General features: G+C 61.1%; 17 protein-coding genes. 6 read left to right on the forward strand and 11 right to left on the reverse strand.

Translation table 11 applies throughout. From position 1 onward, the window contains the following. Nucleotides 1–48: 48 nt before the first annotated feature. The 6 genes from GPK89_RS04560 to GPK89_RS04585 form a co-directional block, all read right to left on the reverse strand. Entirely contained in the window at nt 49–615 is a 567-nt protein-coding gene (locus GPK89_RS04560; protein ID WP_215691760.1) for a sigma-70 family RNA polymerase sigma factor, read from the reverse strand. Nucleotides 616–742: 127 nt separating this feature from the next. Next, nucleotides 743–1762 (reverse strand): rod shape-determining protein, encoded by a 1020-nt coding sequence (locus tag GPK89_RS04565; protein ID WP_215691761.1) that lies wholly within the window; start codon nt 1760–1762, stop codon nt 743–745. An 82-nt stretch (nt 1763–1844) separates the two neighbouring features. Then, nucleotides 1845–2399: a Maf family protein gene (locus GPK89_RS04570; RefSeq protein WP_215691762.1), complete on the reverse strand. Its 555-nt coding sequence runs from the start codon at nt 2397–2399 to the stop codon at nt 1845–1847. Between the two features lie 73 nt (nt 2400–2472). Further along, nucleotides 2473–2916 carry a dUTP diphosphatase gene (gene dut, locus GPK89_RS04575; protein ID WP_215691763.1) on the reverse strand — a complete coding sequence of 148 codons (444 nt, stop codon included), beginning with the start codon at nt 2914–2916 and terminating at the stop codon, nt 2473–2475. A gap of 149 nt (nt 2917–3065) precedes the next feature. Then, nucleotides 3066–5141 carry a U32 family peptidase gene (locus tag GPK89_RS04580; RefSeq protein WP_215691764.1) on the reverse strand — a complete coding sequence of 692 codons (2076 nt, stop codon included), beginning with the start codon at nt 5139–5141 and terminating at the stop codon, nt 3066–3068. Next, nucleotides 5138–5509, reverse strand: coding sequence for a cell division protein ZapA (locus tag GPK89_RS04585; protein WP_252261468.1), 372 nt, complete (start codon nt 5507–5509; stop codon nt 5138–5140). The genes GPK89_RS04580 and GPK89_RS04585 overlap by 4 nt, the downstream gene beginning before the upstream one ends. A gap of 270 nt (nt 5510–5779) precedes the next feature. On the opposite strand from GPK89_RS04585, the gene GPK89_RS04590 reads away from it, so the two are divergent. The 4 genes from GPK89_RS04590 to GPK89_RS04605 all read left to right on the forward strand — a co-directional run bounded on the left by GPK89_RS04590 (nt 5780) and on the right by GPK89_RS04605 (nt 11746). After that, complete coding sequence (locus GPK89_RS04590) at nt 5780–8182, forward strand: glycogen/starch/alpha-glucan phosphorylase (protein ID WP_275951422.1); 2403 nt, start codon at nt 5780–5782, stop codon at nt 8180–8182. Between the two features lie 222 nt (nt 8183–8404). Beyond that, the gene (locus GPK89_RS04595; protein ID WP_215691766.1) at nt 8405–10255 is read left to right on the forward strand and encodes a glycoside hydrolase family 13 protein; all 1851 of its coding nucleotides are present in this window, start codon (nt 8405–8407) and stop codon (nt 10253–10255) included. A gap of 212 nt (nt 10256–10467) precedes the next feature. Further along, nucleotides 10468–11607 (forward strand): sodium ion-translocating decarboxylase subunit beta, encoded by a 1140-nt coding sequence (locus GPK89_RS04600; RefSeq protein ID WP_215691767.1) that lies wholly within the window; start codon nt 10468–10470, stop codon nt 11605–11607. A gap of 13 nt (nt 11608–11620) precedes the next feature. Beyond that, complete coding sequence (locus tag GPK89_RS04605) at nt 11621–11746, forward strand: OadG-related small transporter subunit (RefSeq protein ID WP_215691768.1); 126 nt, start codon at nt 11621–11623, stop codon at nt 11744–11746. A 69-nt stretch (nt 11747–11815) separates the two neighbouring features. Here GPK89_RS04605 and GPK89_RS04610 read toward each other — a convergent pair whose 3' ends face one another. The 3 genes from GPK89_RS04610 to GPK89_RS04620 all read right to left on the reverse strand — a co-directional run bounded on the left by GPK89_RS04610 (nt 11816) and on the right by GPK89_RS04620 (nt 14731). Beyond that, a complete protein-coding gene (locus GPK89_RS04610; protein ID WP_215691769.1) occupies nt 11816–12661 on the reverse strand; it encodes a DegV family protein in 846 nt (281 codons plus the stop codon). Between the two features lie 312 nt (nt 12662–12973). Continuing rightward, nucleotides 12974–14335 (reverse strand): DNA recombination protein RmuC, encoded by a 1362-nt coding sequence (locus tag GPK89_RS04615; protein WP_215691770.1) that lies wholly within the window; start codon nt 14333–14335, stop codon nt 12974–12976. 9 nt (nt 14336–14344) lie between these two features. After that, a complete protein-coding gene (locus GPK89_RS04620) occupies nt 14345–14731 on the reverse strand; it encodes a DUF3592 domain-containing protein (protein WP_215691771.1) in 387 nt (128 codons plus the stop codon). Nucleotides 14732–14935: 204 nt separating this feature from the next. Between GPK89_RS04620 and GPK89_RS04625 the strand changes: the two genes are divergently transcribed. Both GPK89_RS04625 and GPK89_RS04630 read left to right on the forward strand, forming a co-directional pair. Continuing rightward, nucleotides 14936–15238 carry a YerC/YecD family TrpR-related protein gene (locus tag GPK89_RS04625; protein ID WP_215691772.1) on the forward strand — a complete coding sequence of 101 codons (303 nt, stop codon included), beginning with the start codon at nt 14936–14938 and terminating at the stop codon, nt 15236–15238. Between the two features lie 12 nt (nt 15239–15250). Further along, nucleotides 15251–16300 carry an aldose epimerase family protein gene (locus tag GPK89_RS04630; protein ID WP_215691773.1) on the forward strand — a complete coding sequence of 350 codons (1050 nt, stop codon included), beginning with the start codon at nt 15251–15253 and terminating at the stop codon, nt 16298–16300. 83 nt (nt 16301–16383) lie between these two features. Here the strand turns inward: GPK89_RS04630 and GPK89_RS04635 are convergent, their stop codons facing one another. Both GPK89_RS04635 and GPK89_RS04640 read right to left on the reverse strand, forming a co-directional pair. Then, nucleotides 16384–17190, reverse strand: a complete 807-nt coding sequence (locus tag GPK89_RS04635) for an ABC transporter ATP-binding protein (protein ID WP_215691774.1) — start codon at nt 17188–17190, stop codon at nt 16384–16386. Continuing rightward, nucleotides 17183–18100 (reverse strand): ABC transporter permease, encoded by a 918-nt coding sequence (locus tag GPK89_RS04640; protein ID WP_215691775.1) that lies wholly within the window; start codon nt 18098–18100, stop codon nt 17183–17185. The genes GPK89_RS04635 and GPK89_RS04640 overlap by 8 nt, the downstream gene beginning before the upstream one ends. Between the last annotated feature and the right edge of the window lie 5 nt (nt 18101–18105).

Raw genomic sequence — 18105 nt, forward strand, 5'->3', positions numbered from 1 at the left:
CTGGGGGCAGATTGATATATGATGCAGGCAAATCACCTGAATCCAAAGTTAGGGGCCGCCGCGCAGCTTGCGGCGGGCGCGGGCCAGGGCATTGGCCACATTTTTGGCGGGCAGGCCCAATTCCTGCGCGGTCTGCGCGGGGGTCTTGCCCTCCAGCCCGGCCATGATAACGCGGCGTTCCAGCACGGAAAGTTCCGTCTGCATCCGGCGCATCGTGTCGGCATATTGTTCGCCGGAAATCGCGATTTCTTCAGGACCCGGGCGGGTGTCGGTGCTTTCCTCGGCGTCGGGCAGGGGCACGCTGTAATTCAGCGGCGCGTGCTTTTTGCGCAGCGCGGCTTTGCGGGCGTCCTGCTGGGCGTGGCGGATGCTGGCTGCCGCATAGGCGGTGAAAGTCTCGCCGCTGGCAGCATCGAACCCGCGCACTGCGTGGAACAGGCCGATCAGCCCTTCCTGTACGGCATCCTCAAAGTCAAGCCCCGGGGCGGTGCAGGCCGCCGCGCCGCTGCGGATGGCCGGCATCATGCGGGCAATCAGCGCAGCAAGCGCATTTTCGTCCCCCTGCTGTGCGCGCACAGGCAGGTCTTGCTCGATCGTGGTCTTGGGCAGCGGCATGGACTTTTCCTCCGGGAAGATGCGAACAATTTAATAATAGCGGGAAACTGCGCATTTGTCAATGTTTTTTTCGTCGGTTCGGCAGGAAAAAGGAAAGGCTTCTCCCCTGGGGAGAAGGCTGGAGATTTTACAGATAGCTCATTTCTTCTTTCCGTCGCCCGGCCAGGTCGGGGTTATCCAGCACGGCACCGGCGCCCAGGGCCACACAGTCCAGTGGGCTTTCGGCAATGTGGACATCGATGCCGGTCTCGTTCTGGATCAGCGTATCCAGCCCGCGCAGCAGCGCACCGCCGCCCGAGAGCATGATGCCCCGGTCGATGATATCACTGGACAGTTCCGGCGGCGTGCATTCCAGCGTGTCCTTGATGGCCTCGACGATGCGCAGCAGACATTCACTCATGGCGTCGCGGACTTCCTCGGACCGGATCAGGATATCCTTCGGCAGGCCGTCCACGAGGTTGCGGCCTTTGATCTCCATACTGGTTTCCGGATCCTGCGGGCAGGCAGAGCCGATCTCGATTTTGATCTGCTCGGCCGTGCGCTCGCCCACCAGGAGGTTATACTTGCGCTTGATGAAGGCAATGATGCTCTGATCCAGCGCATCGCCCGCGCAGCGCACGCTGCGGCTTGCCACGATGCCCGACAGGCTGATGACCGCCACTTCCGCCGTGCCGCCGCCGATATCCACGATCATGCTGCCAACAGCGTCAGTGGTGGGTAGCCCGCTGCCGATGGCGGCGGCCATGGGTTCTTCAATGACCGTGACCTGGCGTGCGCCCGCCTTGGCAGCTGCCTGGCGCACGGCGCGGCGCTCGACCTCGGTGACGCCGGACGGCACGCAGATGACCACCCGGGGATGGGCAAAAATGCTGTTGCCGCAGGCCTGGCGGATGAAGCTTTGCAGCATGGCTGCGGTGATGTCGAAATCGGCAATGACGCCATCCTTCAGCGGACGCACGGCCACGATGGACCCGGGTGCGCGGCCGATGACGGCCTTTGCCTCATGCCCGACGCTGCGCACCCGCAGTTCGTCGCTGCGCGGGTCGACGGCGACGACGCTTGGCTCCCGCATGATGATGCCCCGGCCCTTCATGTAGACCAGCGTGTTGGCGGTGCCCAGATCAATGCCGATATCCTTGGTAAACATAGCGTGTATTCTCCCGAAAAAGCGTGTAAAAATGTTGCAGAACTTACCCATACAGTCTCCCCCATTCCGGGGCTGTGCGGGTTTACTGAAATTCGCGCAGCAGTTGTGCCGTGCGGTGGACCGGCAGCCCCATGATGTTGTAGTAGCACCCTTCGATGCCCGCGCACCACAGCGCCGCGTGCCCCTGGATGGCATAGGCCCCGGCCTTATCGTAGGGTTCCGGCGTGCGGACATAAATCCGCAGGTCGTCCTCCTCGATGGACGAAAAATGGACGGATGTTGTCTCCACCGTAGCGGCAGCGCGGCGGCCCCGGCAGATGCAGACGCCGGTATGTACGCGGTGCGCACGACCCGACAGGGCGCGCAGCATCCGCACGGCGTCGGCCTCGTCTTTCGGTTTGCCGAACACTTCGCCCTCGCACTCGACCACCGTGTCAAAACCGCAGACGATATCGTCGGGGTGTTCCTCGGCCACAGCGCGGGCCTTGGCGGTAGCCAGGGCCTTGGCCAGGTGTGCCGGGGAGTCTGCGGCAATTTTCGTCTCGTCGACGTCGCTGGTGATAACAGTATAGTCCGGCGTGATAAGGCTCATCAGTTCCCGCCGACGCGGGCTGCCGGATGCAAGGATCAAAGCCATGGGGTGCTTCCTTTCTGGTTTATTATAGTAGGAGTTGGATGTCGAAGTGTGGCAAAGTGGGGGTGGAAAATTATTATTTTCCGGTCGACCCAAAGCCGCCGGCACCGCGCTGGGTGTCGGTCAGCTCGTCGGCAGAGGTGAAGGCCGCCTGCCAGACCGGGGCAATGCAGAGCTGGGCCACGCGCTCGCCGGGCTGAATGGTGTAGGGTTCATTGGACAGATTCACCATCGGCACACGGAGTTCGCCGCGGTAGTCGCTGTCAATGACGCCGACGCCGTTTGCCATGCACAGACCGTGCTTGATGGACAGGCCGCTGCGGGCATAGACGAGGGCGACGCACTCGGGGCCGGGCAGCTCGATGGCAAGGCCGGTGGGCACGAGGGTACGCTGCATGGGCGCCAGCGTCAGCGGTTCATCCAGCACCGCGCACAGATCGGCCGCCGCCGCACCAGGGGTGGCGTAGGTTGGCACGACCGCGCGGGGATCGAGTTTTTTATATTTTACAATAGGGGTCATGGGAACCTCCAAAAAAGATAATAGATAAAAGATAAGAGATAAAAAAGCAGGTGGATCGCGGCACTGTGCGCCGCTCAAAATTTTATTTTTGCCCCGCAGGCAAAAACTCCACATCATTTAGTATCTAGTATCTAGTATCTTTTATCTATTTAATTATTCGTATAGTATAGCCCTCTCGTAAACTCATTGTCAAACGGGCGGGCGTCCAAAAGCAGCGCCAAAATCTGGGAAACGCGGGCCGGGGTCTCGATGGTAAAGGCGGCAACCGCCACATCCACCGGCATTTCGGACAGGCGCTCGCCCATATAAAGCGGCACGGGGTTGTACACCGTGCGCACACCCGCCCCGCCGGGGGCCGAGCAGGTCACGGTGAAGTCGCGGCCCTTGCGGTCGCGCAACGTGCCACCGCCCTGGCATTTGCCGCAGTCCCGCACGTTGCGCAGCGGACACGCCCGGGTCAGCATCAGCGGCAGGTGGCCGTAGCACAACGCCGCCGTGGGCACGCCCGGAGCCACAGCCTGCATGGCCGTCAGTGCGGTCTCGGGCTGCAAAAGCATCCCCTCGATGCCCAGGCTCTTATACCGCGCGGCGCTCATCGGGTTCGTCACGTTCAGACCCAGGCCGCCGTACAGCGTCCAGCCGTCGGTGTAGCGCAGCTGTGCGGGGTTATTGACCACCGCGCCCGCAAAGCCTGCATCCTGCAAGGCGTCCAGCCGGGCGGCGGTTTTTTGTTCCAGCTTGCCGAACATGACGCGGGGCAGTTCCAGCAGCGTTTTCTCCCGCCATGCCTCGGGGATGCTCTCGGCCTCGGCAATCGGGAAAATCAGGTATTTCAGCTTTTCCACAGCATCCGCCGGGCACTGGGCCGCATTGGCAAACCGCGCGGCCAGTGCCGGTGCCTGCCCGACCGTGTGCGCCGGGTAGGCGGGCAGCGTGATATCCTGCGTGGCGTGGGGCCGGACTTCGCTGCGCTTTTCCAGCAGCTTATCCAATGCTTCGCGGCGCAGCTCGTTCCAGGCAGAACCGGGCAGAAAGCCTAAGCCCCCCTCCCCTGCTTCGGTGCGCAGGTCTGCCATGACAAAGGGCGTGCCGCCGGTCTTGCCCAGCGCACGCTCAATGCCGGGCAGCGGGTCCTTCTGGGCAGGCTGCGGCTCATCGGCGCTGTACACGACCGCCTTATGGCCGTCGTCGTCCCAGGCCGTCAGCTTGATGCCGCCGTCCTCGACGCCGCCGCTGACCTCGTAATGTACCGGGACGCGCTGCAATTCACGGCGGAACAGTTCGCGGGCCTTGGGCGTCGCTGCGCGGGTCGCCGCGGCGTCCGCCTCGGTGCGCACGCCGAACATTTTGCCATCGTTGCGGTTCGTCAGGTAGCCGTCCGTGAAACCCGAGCGGGAGAAGATATCCCGCACGAGCTTTTCATCGTAAGGCTGGCCCGCGCAGACCGCACGGCAGGCCGTGACGACCGCCGCCGCATACTCGGGCGTGCGCAGGCGGCCCTCAATTTTCACACTGGCGACACCCGCGTCCATCAGCTCCCGCAAGTGCGGGATGTAGTCCATATCTTTCAGGCTCAAATGGCAGGCCTTGCCGGGCTGGCCGGGTTTCAGGCCTGCACTGGCGTCAAAGGGCAGGCGGCAGGGCCCGGCGCAGGCGCCCCGGTTGCCGCTGCGGCCGCCCAAAAAGGCGCTCATCATGCACTGGCCGGACACACTCATGCAGAGTGCGCCGTGGACGAACACCTCCACCTCAATGGGGCTGGCTTCGCAGACGGCGCGGATTTCATCGAGGGACAGCTCACGCGCGAGAATGACGCGGTCATACCCCAGGGCGGCCAGTTCTTTGGCCCCTTCCGGCGTGTGGACGCTCATCTGGGTCGAGCCGTGCAGGTGCAGCGTCGGTGCAATGCTCTTGACCAGCTGCGCCGTGGCAAGATCGTCGGCAATCACGGCATCTGCGCCCGCTTCGGCCACAGCCCGCACCGCGTCGGCCAGGCCCGCCAGTTCGCGGTCATAGACCAGCGTGTTCAGCGTGACATGGACCTTGACGCCGCGCGCATGGCAGAAGGCCACAGCCTCCCGCAGTTCATCGGGGGTAAAGTTGCCCGCCGTGCGGCGTGCGTTAAAGCCCGTCAGCCCCAGATAAACAGCATCAGCGCCGCTGAAAACAGCGGCGCCAAGCATTTCGCGGTTGCCTGCCGGGGCCAGGATCTCCGGGCGGCTCATTCGTCCTCCACCGGGAACTGGCTGCGGCGCAGGCGGCGTTCCAGCTCATCAATGCGGCGCTTCAGCGAGGCATTCTCACGGCGGGCTTCCTCGGCAGCCATCTTGGCGCTGGCCGCGTCCTCGAGATAATCCTTGATCTGGCGGCGCATATTGTCCGCGCTGCCGCTGGCCTTTTCCAGCTCGTCGCGGTAGTTCAGCGCCGTCATGACCGCCGCCGTAGTGATAGACACAGAGTTCGAGGACGCCATCAGCTCGTTCATGTCCAGGTTCAGCCTGTCGGCGAGGTTCTGCATATAGTCCTCGCTCTCGCTCGTGTTGACTACATAGCTGGACCCGCAGATGTTCAGCCGCACTTTTGAGGTAGCCATACCCATAATCATACTCCTTCCGATCCTGCCTGTGCCCGGCTTTGGCGGCCCGGGCGCATAAATCCACAATTATTATAATACAAATCGGCGGTTTACAAAAGCCCTTTTTGAGGAAAATGTATAAAAAAGATGCAAACGGGCAATTTTCCCTTGCGCAATGAGCCAAATATCGTTATAATCAATAGTGTGGTTTATTGACTCCACCCAAAAACAGTCGCAAGAATCTGTTATCCCAGTGATTTTATCACAGAGAAGAAGGAGAGAACGATTTTGAAATACACAAAGCGTGAATTTGAGAAGCTGCTCAAAGATAAGCTGATGAGCGAGTGCAACGTCACTTTGGACACTGCCTCCGCTGACCAGATTTATCGCTGCCTGGCTATGATCACCCGCCAGATCATGTCCGACCGCCAGAAGCAGTTCCAGTCCAAGGTCCTGGGCGAGGGCAAAAAGCAGGTCTACTACCTCTGCATGGAGTTCCTGATGGGCCGCAGCCTGCGCACCAGCCTGTTCAACCTTGGTCTGAACGAGGTTGCCGAGAGCGTGCTGGCTGACGCCGACATCAAGATCGACACCATCTACGACCAGGAGCCGGACGCAGGCCTGGGCAACGGCGGTCTGGGCCGCTTGGCCGCCTGCTATCTGGACGGCATGGCTACCGACTGCATCCCCGGCACCGGCTACTCCATCCTGTACGAGTACGGCATCTTCAAGCAGAAGATCGTCGATGGCTGGCAGCAGGAGACCGCTGACAACTGGCTGCCCGGCGGCCAGGTCTGGATCAAGAGCCACCCCGACCAGGCGCAGGAGATCCGCTTTGACGGCCAGGCCATTGAGACCTGGGAGGGCGGCTTCCATCACGTCAAGTACGAGAACTACAATTCCGTCATCGCCGTGCCCAACGATATGTACGTAGCCGGTTACGGTTCCAACGGCGTTTCCAAGCTGCGTCTGTGGCAGGCAAAGGCCCCCAGCTTTGATATGAGCAGCTTCAACGCCGGCAACTACAACACGGCCATCAGCCGGTCTGCCTCTGCCGAGCTGATCTCCAAGATCCTCTACCCCAACGACAACCACACCGAGGGCAAGATCCTGCGTCTGCGCCAGCAGTATTTCTTCTCTGCTGCGTCCATCGCGGATATCCTGCAGAACCACCTGAACCAGTACGGCACGCTGGACAACCTGGCCGACAAGGTCAGCATCCAGCTGAACGATACCCACCCCACCGTTGCCATCCCCGAGATGATGCGCATTCTGCTGGACGAGTGCAGCTATGAGTGGGACGCCGCCTTTGACATCTGCCGCAAGGTGTTTGCCTACACGAACCACACCGTCATGAGCGAGGCTCTCGAGAAGTGGAACGCCGACATCTTCCGCAACACCCTGCCCCGTATCTGGCAGATTGTCTGCGAGATGGACCGCCGCTGCCGCGCCGATCTGGCCAAGGCCTTCCCCGGCGATCAGGGCAAGATCGACTACATGGCGATCATCGGCGACAACCAGGTCCGCACCGCCAACATCTGCGCCTACACCTGCCACGCCATCAACGGCGTTTCCAAGCTGCACAGCGAGATCATCAAGGACAGCGTGTTCCATGATTACTTCCTGTACAAGCCGCAGGCGTTCAAGAACGTCACCAACGGCATTGCTTACCGCCGCTGGCTGCTCTGCTCCAACCCCGGCCTGACCAAACTGCTGGAGGAGACCATCGGCGACGGCTTCAAGACCGATGCCTCCGAGCTGAAGAAGCTGGAGAAATTTGTGGACGACAAGACCGTGCAGGCTGCCGCCGCCAAGGTCAAGCGCGAGAACAAGGTCATCTTCGCGAACTACCTGCAGAAGGCTACCGGCCAGGTCATCGACCCCGATTCCATCTTCGACTGCCAGGTCAAGCGTATGCACGAGTACAAGCGCCAGCACCTGAACGCGCTGAACATCGCCGCTGAGTACCTGTACCTGAAGAATAATCCCAACGCCGAGTTCACCCCCAAGACCTACATCTTCGGCGCGAAGGCTGCCCCCGGTTACTACATGGCCAAGCAGATGATCCGCATGATCTGCAAGCTGGGCAAGATGATCGACGAAGATCCCGCTGTCCGCGGCAAGCTGCGCATCGTCTACCTCGAGGATTACTGCGTCAGCCTGTCCGAGCGCCTGATGCCCGCCTCCGAAGTGTCCGAGCAGATTTCCCTGGCCGGCACCGAGGCTTCCGGCACCGGCAACATGAAGTTCATGCTGAACGGCGCGATCACGCTGGGCACGCTGGACGGCGCGAACGTCGAGATCGCCGATGCCGCCGGCCACGAGAACGAGATCATCTTCGGTATGCTGACCCCCGAAGTCAACGCGCTGAAGGGCATGGGCTACCACCCGAACGCCTTTATCAACGGCGACAACACCGCGATGGCTGTGCTGGACTTCCTGGAGAAGGGCTGGAACGGCGAGAACTTCAGCGAGGTCACGAGCAACCTGCGCAACTCCGACCCGTACATGGTCATGGCGGACTTCAAGGATTACCGCCGTGCCCAGCACGACCTGCAGGAACTGTACCGCGACAAGCAGAAGTGGAACCACATGAGCCTGATGAATATTTCCAACGCGGGCATCTTCAGCGCTGACCGTTCCATCATGGACTATGCGCGTGACATCTGGGGCGCCACTCCTGTCAAATAATTTCGTTACTTGATTTTTGGCCGTGCCCTGTGAAGGGGCACGGCCTTTTGCATAGGCTTCCCCCATTGGGGGGAAGCTGTCTGCGAAGCAGACTGATGAGGGGCGGCCTTGCCGCTGCTGCCCACTACCGGGTTCCCACGCCAAACGCGCCCCTCATCCGGCCCTCCGGGCCACCTTCCCCCTCTGGGAAAGGCTTTACGCTAACATAAAGGGGAGACTTTTATGTCCCACACATTCTACAACAGCCTCGACTCCTCCTGCAAATCCCCGTTCGGGGCAATTCCCGCCGGGCAGGCTGTGACTTTCAACCTGACAGTGCCCGAGGATCTTGGCTATGTGGACCCGCATCTGGTTCTGACGAAGGATCGTGAAAACCCGGTACACTACCGCATGGAGTTCACCGGTCAGACGCCCCGGGTCAACCACTTCACGCTGACCGTCACACCCACCACATCGGGGCTGTACTTCTACCATTTTGACCTGTACACTGATTTCCGCCGTATCTACCGCACGCCGGGCGGCGAAGGGGTGCTCAGCTGGACCGAGGGGCAGGAATGGCAGCTGACCGTGTATGAGCCGGACTTCAAAACACCGGACTGGCTGAAAAACGGCACGATGTATCAAATTTTTCCAGACCGTTTCTGTGAGGGAAAGCCCAACAAGGAGATGCCCTTTGCCGACCGCATCTACCGCGCCGACAAGACCGGCGAGCCGTATTTCTGGCCCACCGAGCAGGACGAGGGCTACCTGAATATGGACTACTACGGCGGTGACTTTGCGGGCATCCAGCAAAAGCTGCCGTATCTGCGTGATTTAGGCGTCACCTGCATCTACTTGAACCCGATTTTTGAGGCCCACGCCAACCACCGCTACAACACGGCCGACTACCTGAAAGCCGACCCGCTGCTGGGCACGAACGAGGAGTTCAGCGCCCTCTGCCTGGCTGCTGCCCGGGAGGGCATCCGCATTATTTTGGACGGCGTGTTCAGCCACACGGGGTCAGACTCCCGCTACTTCAACCGCGAGGGCCGCTACGGCCCGGGCGGCGCGTACCGCGACCGCAACTCGCCTTACCGCAGCTGGTACGACTTTGACTCGGGCTATCCCTGCGGCTACCGCAGCTGGTGGGGCTTTGAGACACTGCCCGAGGTGCAGGAGGATTCGCCCTCCTATGTAGATTTTATCTGCGGCAAGGGCGGCGTCATCGACACTTGGCTGAACCTGGGCGCGTCGGGCTTCCGGCTGGATGTGGCCGACGAGCTGCCCGATGATTTCATTGAAAAAATCCGCACTGCCGTCAAATCCCACGGCGACGACAAGCTGCTTCTGGGTGAAGTGTGGGAGGACGCGACCACGAAGGAAGCCTTCGGGCAGCGCCGTACCTACCTGCGCGGGCGCGGGCTGGACGCCGTGATGAACTATCCCTTCCGCAATGCGGCGCTGGACTACCTGCACGGCGGCGACGTGGCCGCTGTGGCCGATGCCCTGATGCAAATTTGCGAGAACTATCCTGCCCCGGCGCTGGACTGTGCCATGAATTTCCTGTCCACCCACGACACCGAGCGCGCCATCACCGCCATTGCGGGCGAGCCCTGCAACGGCCGCAACCGCTGCTGGCAGAGCAAGCGCTGCATCCCCGCCGACAAAATGGACGATGCTGTGCGCAAACTGCTGTTAGGGTATGCGATGATCTTCACGCTGCCCGGCGTACCCTGCGTCTACTACGGCGACGAGATCGCCATGCAGGGCTACCGCGACCCCTTCAACCGTGCATTCTTTGACTGGAACTCCACTGAGCAGCGGCTGCGCGGCCCCATCAAGACGCTGGCCGCTCTGCGCCGCAGCTGTGACGCCTTCGACGGCGGGCGGCTGGAAATTGTCCGCGCCGAGGGGGATGTGCTGCACTACCGCCGCGTCGGCAAGACCCAGACGGCGGAGATCATCCTGAACCGCGGGCCGCACCTCCTCGCCGAGGAGGCCTTCGGCAAGAACACCGAGGTCAACCCCGGCGGCTTCACGGTGCTGGTCGAGGACAACGAGCCCGAGCATGTGGGGTATTTTTCGGTATATTGAGCAAATTCCCCTTGCATTTTTCGCGCCCCTATGCTATAATCCACTCAAGGTAAAAGGGAGTAAGGGGCGCGCCGCCGCGCGTTGTATCGCTTCGTCACCACGGGCTTTGGCCCCGGGGCATACTGAAACACTGAGACTTTTGCCGCAGACTTTTTCTGCGGCAGGGGTCTCTTTTTTTGCTCCCTGCCGCCCAAGATTCGGGAGGGTCCTGTATGCAATTTCTCCAAACCTTTGCCGGGCTGTTCGCAAACCTCGGCAACCTCACCTGGCAGATGGTGGTCATGTGGGTCATCGGCGGCCTGCTGATCTACCTTGCCATCGCCAAAAAGATGGAGCCGAGCCTGCTGCTGCCCATGGGCTTCGGTGCCATCCTCGTCAACCTGCCGCTGTCCGGTGCCATCACACAGGGCGAAACCGTTGGCCCTATCAACGCGCTTTTTGACGCCGGTATGTCCAACGAGCTGTTCCCGCTGCTGCTTTTCATCGGCATCGGCGCAATGATCGACTTCGGCCCGCTGCTGGAAAAGCCGTGGCTCATGCTGTTCGGTGCGGCGGCGCAGTTCGGCATTTTTGTCACACTTGTGCTGGCGGGGCTGTTCTTTGACCTGCCAGACGCGGCGTCCATCGCGGTCATCGGTGCGGCAGACGGTCCGACGGCTATCTTCGTTGCTAACACGCTGGGCAGCAAATACCTGGGTGCCATCATGGTCGCGGCGTACAGCTACATGGCGCTTGTGCCCATCGTGCAGCCGCCGGTCATCCGCCTGTGCACGACCAAAAAAGAGCGGCTGATTCGGATGCCGTACCAGAAGGGCAATGTCAGCAAAACCACCAAAATTTTGTTCCCGATTGTGGTCACTATGCTAGCCGGGTTGGTAGCCCCCGCCAGCGTAGCGCTGGTCGGCTTCCTCATGTTCGGCAACCTGCTGCGCGAGTGCGGCGTGCTGAACGCCCTGTCTGAGACGGCACAAAACGTGCTGGCAAATCTTATCACGATCGTGCTGGGCCTGACCGTGGCGGGCCAGATGACCGCAGACAAGTTTGTGCAGCCCGACACGCTGCTGATTCTGGCATTGGGCCTTGTGGCGTTTATTTTTGACACAGCGGGCGGCGTTTTCTTTGCCAAGCTGTTGAATTTGTTCCTGCCCGAGGGCAAAAAAATCAACCCGATGATCGGCGCGGCGGGCATTTCTGCGTTCCCGATGAGCGGCCGTGTCGTCAACCAGATGGGCCTCGCCGAGGACAACCAGAATTTCCTGCTGATGTACTCGATCAGTGTCAACGTCTCGGGCCAGATCGCGTCGGTCATTGCCGGCGGGCTGATTTTGACCCTGATGAACGGCTATGTATAAGGAGGGTTTTGCCATGTCTACCGCGTTACTGCCCACTACCCTTTCCATGCTGCTTGCCGGGATGGCGGGGATTTTCCTCGTCCTCGGTGTCCTCGTGCTGGGGGTGTATGCACTGAATAAGTTTTTCAGCGGAAAATAAAAAAGCTTCTCCGAATGGAGAAGCTCAACTTACAGGGGCGGGCATTGCTCGCCCCTGCATTTTATTTTATTACTCCTTCGCCACAAACACCACGCCAACCACGCCGGGGCCGACATGGGTGCCGATGGTGGGGCCAAGCTGGGCCACACGGCCGCCGGTCAGTTGGAGATTCTGGTGCATGTAGTGGTGTACCGGTGCAATAAGCTGCTTGTTATCGCTGTAGAGCAGCGTATAGCCGTAGCGTGGGTCAACACCGCCGAGCGCGTCCAGCTGCTTGAACATGGCGACCAGCGCACCGGGGCGGCCGCGGCCCTTGTCCACCAACTTGATGGCACCGTCCTGCAGGGCCAGCACCGGCTTGATGCCCAGCGCACCGCCCACCAGCGCCACCGCTGCCGGCAGCCGGCCGCCCTTCTGCAGATGCTTGAGGCTGTCCACCACGGCAACGATGCGCACCCGCTTCTTGAACTGTTCCAGCACAGCGGCGATCTCCTCCGCCGTCAGGCCCTCCTCATCGCGCAGGCGCACCGCCTCACGGACAAGCAGCGCCTCAGCCTGCGAAGCCGCTTCGGAGTCTACGATATGCGCCTGCAGGCCGACATCGGCGGCGGCCAGATGCGCGCACTGGTAGGTGCCGGACAGCTTCTGGCCGATGGTGATCACAAGAACCTCATCCCCCGCCGCGGCGGCGTCCTCATACACCTGCATAAAGCTGGCCGGACTGGGCTGGCTTGTGCGGGGCAGCTTGCTGTCCTCTGCCAGACGGGCAAAAAATTCATCCTTCGTCATCGTGCCGTCATCAAGCTGGGTGGTGCCGTCTGCAAAGGTGACAGACAGCGGCACGACAAAGATGCCGGGGAGGGACAGCTCCGCCGCGGTCAAATCGGCGGCGGAATCAGTAACAATACGGATCATAGCAGTAACTCCTTTATGGGCGTGCGGCAGCGCCGCATGTTGTTGACTGTTCAATAACTTATTCAGTATACCACAGCGCACCCGCCGTGTAAAGTGGGCAGCGGCATAGAAAAAGCCCCCTTGCGGGGGCGGATTCTGGCGAAAATGACAGCGTGGAATGGATTTGTAGGGGCCGGACATGTCCGGCCCTCATCTTGAAGGCAGACGGTCGTTTGCGGGAAAGTTGCGGGCCGCATATATGCGGCCCCTACCGGACGCCGTTTGTTTGAACCGAGCAATAACGGCACTCAGTCCCATAGGGATACTCCTCCCCTACTCCTCGATGCCCAATAGTTCTGCGGCGGCGTCCGGGTCAAGCTGCTGGACCGATTCGAGCTTGCGGGTGATGGCGCGGCTGCGGGGGCCGATCAGCTCCTCCAGATCGGAGCCAGTCTGGTTCAGGTGGCGCTGCATCTGCTGCAAGCCGGTGCCAAACTTTTCAAACTCGGACTTGACCGCACCCAGAATCGTCCAGACCTCGCCGGAGCGCTTCTGGATCGCCAGCGTGCGGAAGCCCATCTGCAGGGCGTTAAGCAGCGCCGCCATGGTGGAGGGGCCTGCAACCGTGATCTGATACTCGCGCTGCAGCAGTTCAGTCACACCGCTGGAGACGACCTCGGCATACAGCCCCTCAAACGGCAGGAACAGGATGCCGAAGCTGGTGGTGTAGGGTACCTCGATGTACTTGTCATGGATATCCTTTGCCTCGGTACGCAGGACGTTATTCAGTGCCTTGCGCATAGCGGCCACGGCGGCCGCATCGCCCCGCTCCTGCGCTGCCTGCAAATGGGCGTAGGTATCGCCGGGGAATTTCGCGTCGATGGGCAGCCAGACCGTGCCGCTTTGGCCCGGCAGCTTGACGGCATACTCCACGCGGTTGGCACTGCCCGGCACGGTCGCCACATTGCAGGCATACTGGCCGGGGGCCAGAATCTGCTCCAAAATCGCGCCGAGCTGCACTTCGCCCAGGATGCCGCGGGTCTTGACGCCGGAGAGCACCTGCTTCAGGCTGCCCACATCGGCGGCCAAATTCTGCATCTCGCCCAGGCCCTTGTAGACCTGTTCCAGCTGGGCGCTGACCGTCTTGAACGAATCGTTGATGCGCTGCTGCAAGGTGTCCTGCAGCTTTTCTTCGACGGTACCGCGAATTTCGTCCAGCTTTTTGTTGTTGTCGGCGCGGATGGTGTTCAAGCCCTGCACCACCGCGCCGCGCACGCTGTCCATCCGCACGGCGTTGGAATCTTCCAGGTTTTTCAACCGCGTTTCCATCATTGTCAGCTGGGCCAGCAGGGCGTCGTTGGCAGCCTTCTGGCGGGCAGCCCCGGCGCGGTCGATAGCCTCCAGCCGTGCGGTATTGGTGGCCGCACTCTGGCGCTGGTTCTCGGCCAGCACGGCGGAGAAATCCCGCAGTGTGGCGCTGGTGGTGCGGGCGCTCTCTCCCTGCATGGCGCGCAGCTGCTCGGCCAGTAGGTCCGTCTCGCTTTGCAGCACCGGGGTCATGGCGCGGACAAAGTCGTCCGCCGTGTCAATTTTCTGCTGTGTTTCGTTGTTTTTTTGCAGTACCGCCAGAATGACCGCCAGCAGGATATCCCCCGCCACAGCCAGCGCCAACAGAACATACAGTATCCATTCCATGCTCCGCCCTCACCGTATCAGCAGCAGCGCCGCACCGATGACGGCCAGCACCGCCGAGAAGATCTCCGTCTCCCAGCTTTTGCGCTCGACACAGCGGGCGTTGGGGTTGTACCAGACCTGGATTGCCTTGCCCACGGTCTTGTCATGCTTGAACCAGAAGGAGTCGTTCGTTTCCAGCTCCAACCGCTGGCCGTTGGCGTGCAGTTCCACTAAGTAGCGGTAGCCGCCCGCGCTGCGGTTGGGGCTGGTGGAGGCTGCCTTGCGGCATTCCAGCACGCGGGCAGGCAGCAGCGCCGCCCCGCGCACGGTGCGGTATTTTTCCACAATCGCGGCGGCCGCCAGTGCAAAAAGCGCAGCACCAAGGATGCGGTAGATGATAAGCAATGTTGTCGGCATAGTTTTCTCCCTCTGTTTTGGTATTTCTATGATACAACATTTTGGTGTTAAATGCAAGCTATTCTTTTTATATTTTATGACGCTTTCACGCTTTAGCGTATTGACTTGATTGGTCAAATTTGCTAGAATGTAGGGAGATAGACCCCGAAACGAATGCAAATTTTACAAAGAAAGAGGTCGGCGCATCCCCTGCGCCACTACGCTATGCAACAAAATGAACGTAATACTGCCCTGTATGAGGCGATCCTGCGGCTGAACACGCTGGATGAGTGCATCCGCTTTTTTGACGACCTGTGCGCCGTGACCGAGCTGCGCACGATGGAGCAGCGCTACGCTGTGGCCGGCTGCCTGTTGCAGGGCAAGGTGTACAGCGAAATCCGCCGCGAGACCGGCGCATCCAGCGCCACCGTCAGCCGCGTGAACCGCATGCTGAACTACGGCACCGGCAGCGTGGCCGAGAGCGTGCGCGAGGACCTGGCCGCCCAGGGTATTGCCACCGAAAAGTAAGGAGGTTCCCGTATGTCTGTTTCGATCCGTGATTTCGGCAAGTCCACCACCGGCGAGACCGTCAAGCTGGCCGTGCTGAAAAATGACTTTATCGAGGTGCAGCTGCTGAGTTATGCCGCCATTATTCATCGTATCATCGTGCCGGACCGCAAGGGCAATCCGGTGGATGTGGTGCTGGGCTACGGCACTGCCGCCGACTACGAGCTGAATACCGACAGCATGGGGGCCGCCGTGGGCCGCTTTGCCAACCGCATTGCGGGGGCGCAGTTCCCCCTGTATGAGGAGATCGTCCATGTGACGGCAAATCAGCACGGGAACTGCCTGCACAGCGGCCTGCACGGGTTCAGCCACTCGATGTTTGATGTGGAGCTGACCCCTGGCGAGACCGACAGCGTGACGATGACCGCCGTCAGCCCCGCGGGCACCGACGGCTTTCCCGGCAACATAACGTTGACCATCCAGTACAGCCTGGCAAAGAGCGGGCTGGTCATCCGCTATGGGGCCACCACTGATGCGCCCACCGTCTGCAATATGACGAATCACAGTTATTTTAACCTGAACGGCCACGCCAGCGGCAGCGCCCTGGGCCACCGCCTGACCATTGACGCCGACTATTATCTTGAGGCCGACCCGTACAGCATCCCCACCGGGCGCAAGCTGCCGGTGGAGGGCACGCCGATGGATTTTACCGAGGAAAAGACCCTGGGTCTGGACATTGGCGCTGACTTTGCCCCGCTGAAGGAATGCAGCGGCTACGACCAGTGCTACATCATCCGGGACAGCGGCCTGCGCCACGCGGCCTGGGCCGTCGGCCCCGAGACCGGCATCCGCATGGAGGTATTGACCACCCTGCCCGGTATGCACTTGTATTCGGCCAACTTCCTAGCACCGGTCACGGATGGCAAGGACGGCGCACACTACGCCGCCCGGGACGCCGTCTGCTTTGAGACGGAGGACTTTCCCGACGCACCGAACCACCCGAACTTCCCGGACACGACGCTGCTGCCGGACCAGCCGTACAGCTCCACGACGATTTATCGGTTTGATATTGCGCCGATGTAAGAACACAAAAGGCTTTTCCCTCGGGGAAAGCCTTTTGCGTAGAAATACCGCCCTGCGCGAAAATTTCGTGCAGGGCGGTATTTTTATGCCTCTTTACTCAACAAAATTCTGTCATTATCCAGCGCATGGCCGACGTTCTCGGCAAAGCGGTCCAGCAGACCGTCCACGGTGGTGTGGGCGCGCTCCTCGCCGCCGATGTCCAGCACGATGTGGCCATGGTCCATCATCAATGTACGGTTGCCCAGGGTCAGCGCGTCGTGCATATTGTGGGTGATCATCAGGCAGGTCAGGTGGTTTTCGGCCACGATCTTTTTCGTCAGTTTCAGCACCTTGTCCGCCGTGGCGGGATCCAGGGCGGCGGTGTGCTCGTCCAGCAACAGCAGTTTCGGCGTGACCAGCGTGGCCATCAGCAGGGTCAATGCCTGGCGCTGGCCGCCGGACAGCAGGCCCACCGGCTGCTTCATCCGGTCCTCCAGGCCAAGGCCCAGCTCGGAGAGTTTTTCCGCAAAGAGGTCGCGGTCCTTCTTCGTGATGCGGGAGAAGGGCGACGTGTGCCCCGATGCCCGCAGGAAGGCCAGCGCAAGATTTTCCTCAATGGTCATATGCGGGGCCGTGCCGCGCAGCGGGTCCTGGAACATCCGACCGATGGCCTTGGAGCGCTTGTAGTCTGGCAAAAAGGTGATATCTTTGCCCGCCAGCGTGATGGTGCCGGTGTCGGCGATGAACTCGCCCGCAATGGCGTTGAACAGCGTGGATTTGCCCGCGCCGTTGGAGCCGACGATGGTGGCAAAGTCACCGTCGTCGAGGTGAAGGTTCACGCCTTCCAGCGCGATCTTCTCGTTGACGGTGCCGGGGTTGAACGTTTTGCCGATGTTTTTCAGTTCAAGCATGGCGGGCACCTTCTTTCTCGGCGTTGGCACGGCGGCGGCGGAAAGCCGCCTTGGACCGGATGGCGGGCGCAGCGATGGCCAGCGCCACGATGACGGCGGAAATCAGTTTCAGACACTCTGACGGGACGTTGGCACGCAGGGCCAGCGCAATGATAAAACGGTAGATAACGCTGCCGATAACGGCGGCCACAGCCTTGACCCACATACCGCTGCGGCCAAACAGCGTCTCGCCGATGATGAGGGACGCCAGGCCGATGACGACCATGCCGGTACCGAGGTTGATATCCGCCGAGCGCTGGTACTGGGCCAGCACCGCGCCAGACAGGGCGGTCATGGCGTTGGAGATGCAGAGGCCTACCGTGATGGTGAACGCCGTGTTGATGGAGGACGCGCGGACCATGTCCGGGTTGTCGCCGGTGGCACGGATGGACAGGCCCATCCGAGTGCCGAGGAACAGGATGAGCAGCACGCAGACCACAACTGTGACAAGGGCCGCCACCAGCAACTTATAGGGTGCATTCTCGCCGAGGATGCTCTGCGCCACGGTGAAGATCGTGGTTGTTTTCAACATAGGTACGTTGGAAGAAAATCCCATGACCGCCAGGTTGACGGTGTACAGCCCTGTGTTGGTGATGATGCCCGCCAGAATGGACGGCACCGCCAGCCGCGTTTGCAGAAACGCCGTGACGAACCCGGCCGCCGCACCGGCCAGCAGCGCCAGCGGCAGACCCAGGAACGGATGGCCCGCCACCGCGGCGGTAGCCGAAACAGCGCAGCCCAGGGTGAATGCGCCGTCGGTGGTCATATCGGCGATGTTCAGCACGCGGAAGCTGAGGAACAGCGCCAGGGCAACCAGCGCGTAGATAAAGCCCAGCTCCAACGCGCTAAGCACAGTGGCAAGGGTGAACATGGTAG

Source organism: Gemmiger formicilis, from assembly GCF_018784445.1.
Taxonomy (GTDB): domain Bacteria; phylum Bacillota; class Clostridia; order Oscillospirales; family Ruminococcaceae; genus Gemmiger.

Coding starts and splice junctions, on each gene's coding strand:
- GPK89_RS04560 (WP_215691760.1), bottom strand. CDS start 615: ATGCCGCTGCCCAAGACCACGATCGAGCAAGACCTGCCTGTGCGCGCA.
- GPK89_RS04565 (WP_215691761.1), bottom strand. CDS start 1,762: ATGTTTACCAAGGATATCGGCATTGATCTGGGCACCGCCAACACGCTG.
- GPK89_RS04570 (WP_215691762.1), bottom strand. CDS start 2,399: ATGGCTTTGATCCTTGCATCCGGCAGCCCGCGTCGGCGGGAACTGATG.
- dut (WP_215691763.1), bottom strand. CDS start 2,916: ATGACCCCTATTGTAAAATATAAAAAACTCGATCCCCGCGCGGTCGTG.
- GPK89_RS04580 (WP_215691764.1), bottom strand. CDS start 5,141: ATGAGCCGCCCGGAGATCCTGGCCCCGGCAGGCAACCGCGAAATGCTT.
- GPK89_RS04585 (WP_252261468.1), bottom strand. CDS start 5,509: ATGGCTACCTCAAAAGTGCGGCTGAACATCTGCGGGTCCAGCTATGTA.
- GPK89_RS04595 (WP_215691766.1), top strand. CDS start 8,405: ATGTCCCACACATTCTACAACAGCCTCGACTCCTCCTGCAAATCCCCG.
- GPK89_RS04600 (WP_215691767.1), top strand. CDS start 10,468: ATGCAATTTCTCCAAACCTTTGCCGGGCTGTTCGCAAACCTCGGCAAC.
- GPK89_RS04605 (WP_215691768.1), top strand. CDS start 11,621: ATGTCTACCGCGTTACTGCCCACTACCCTTTCCATGCTGCTTGCCGGG.
- GPK89_RS04610 (WP_215691769.1), bottom strand. CDS start 12,661: ATGATCCGTATTGTTACTGATTCCGCCGCCGATTTGACCGCGGCGGAG.
- GPK89_RS04615 (WP_215691770.1), bottom strand. CDS start 14,335: ATGGAATGGATACTGTATGTTCTGTTGGCGCTGGCTGTGGCGGGGGAT.
- GPK89_RS04620 (WP_215691771.1), bottom strand. CDS start 14,731: ATGCCGACAACATTGCTTATCATCTACCGCATCCTTGGTGCTGCGCTT.
- GPK89_RS04625 (WP_215691772.1), top strand. CDS start 14,936: ATGCAACAAAATGAACGTAATACTGCCCTGTATGAGGCGATCCTGCGG.
- GPK89_RS04630 (WP_215691773.1), top strand. CDS start 15,251: ATGTCTGTTTCGATCCGTGATTTCGGCAAGTCCACCACCGGCGAGACC.
- GPK89_RS04635 (WP_215691774.1), bottom strand. CDS start 17,190: ATGCTTGAACTGAAAAACATCGGCAAAACGTTCAACCCCGGCACCGTC.
- GPK89_RS04640 (WP_215691775.1), bottom strand. CDS start 18,100: ATGTTCACCCTTGCCACTGTGCTTAGCGCGTTGGAGCTGGGCTTTATC.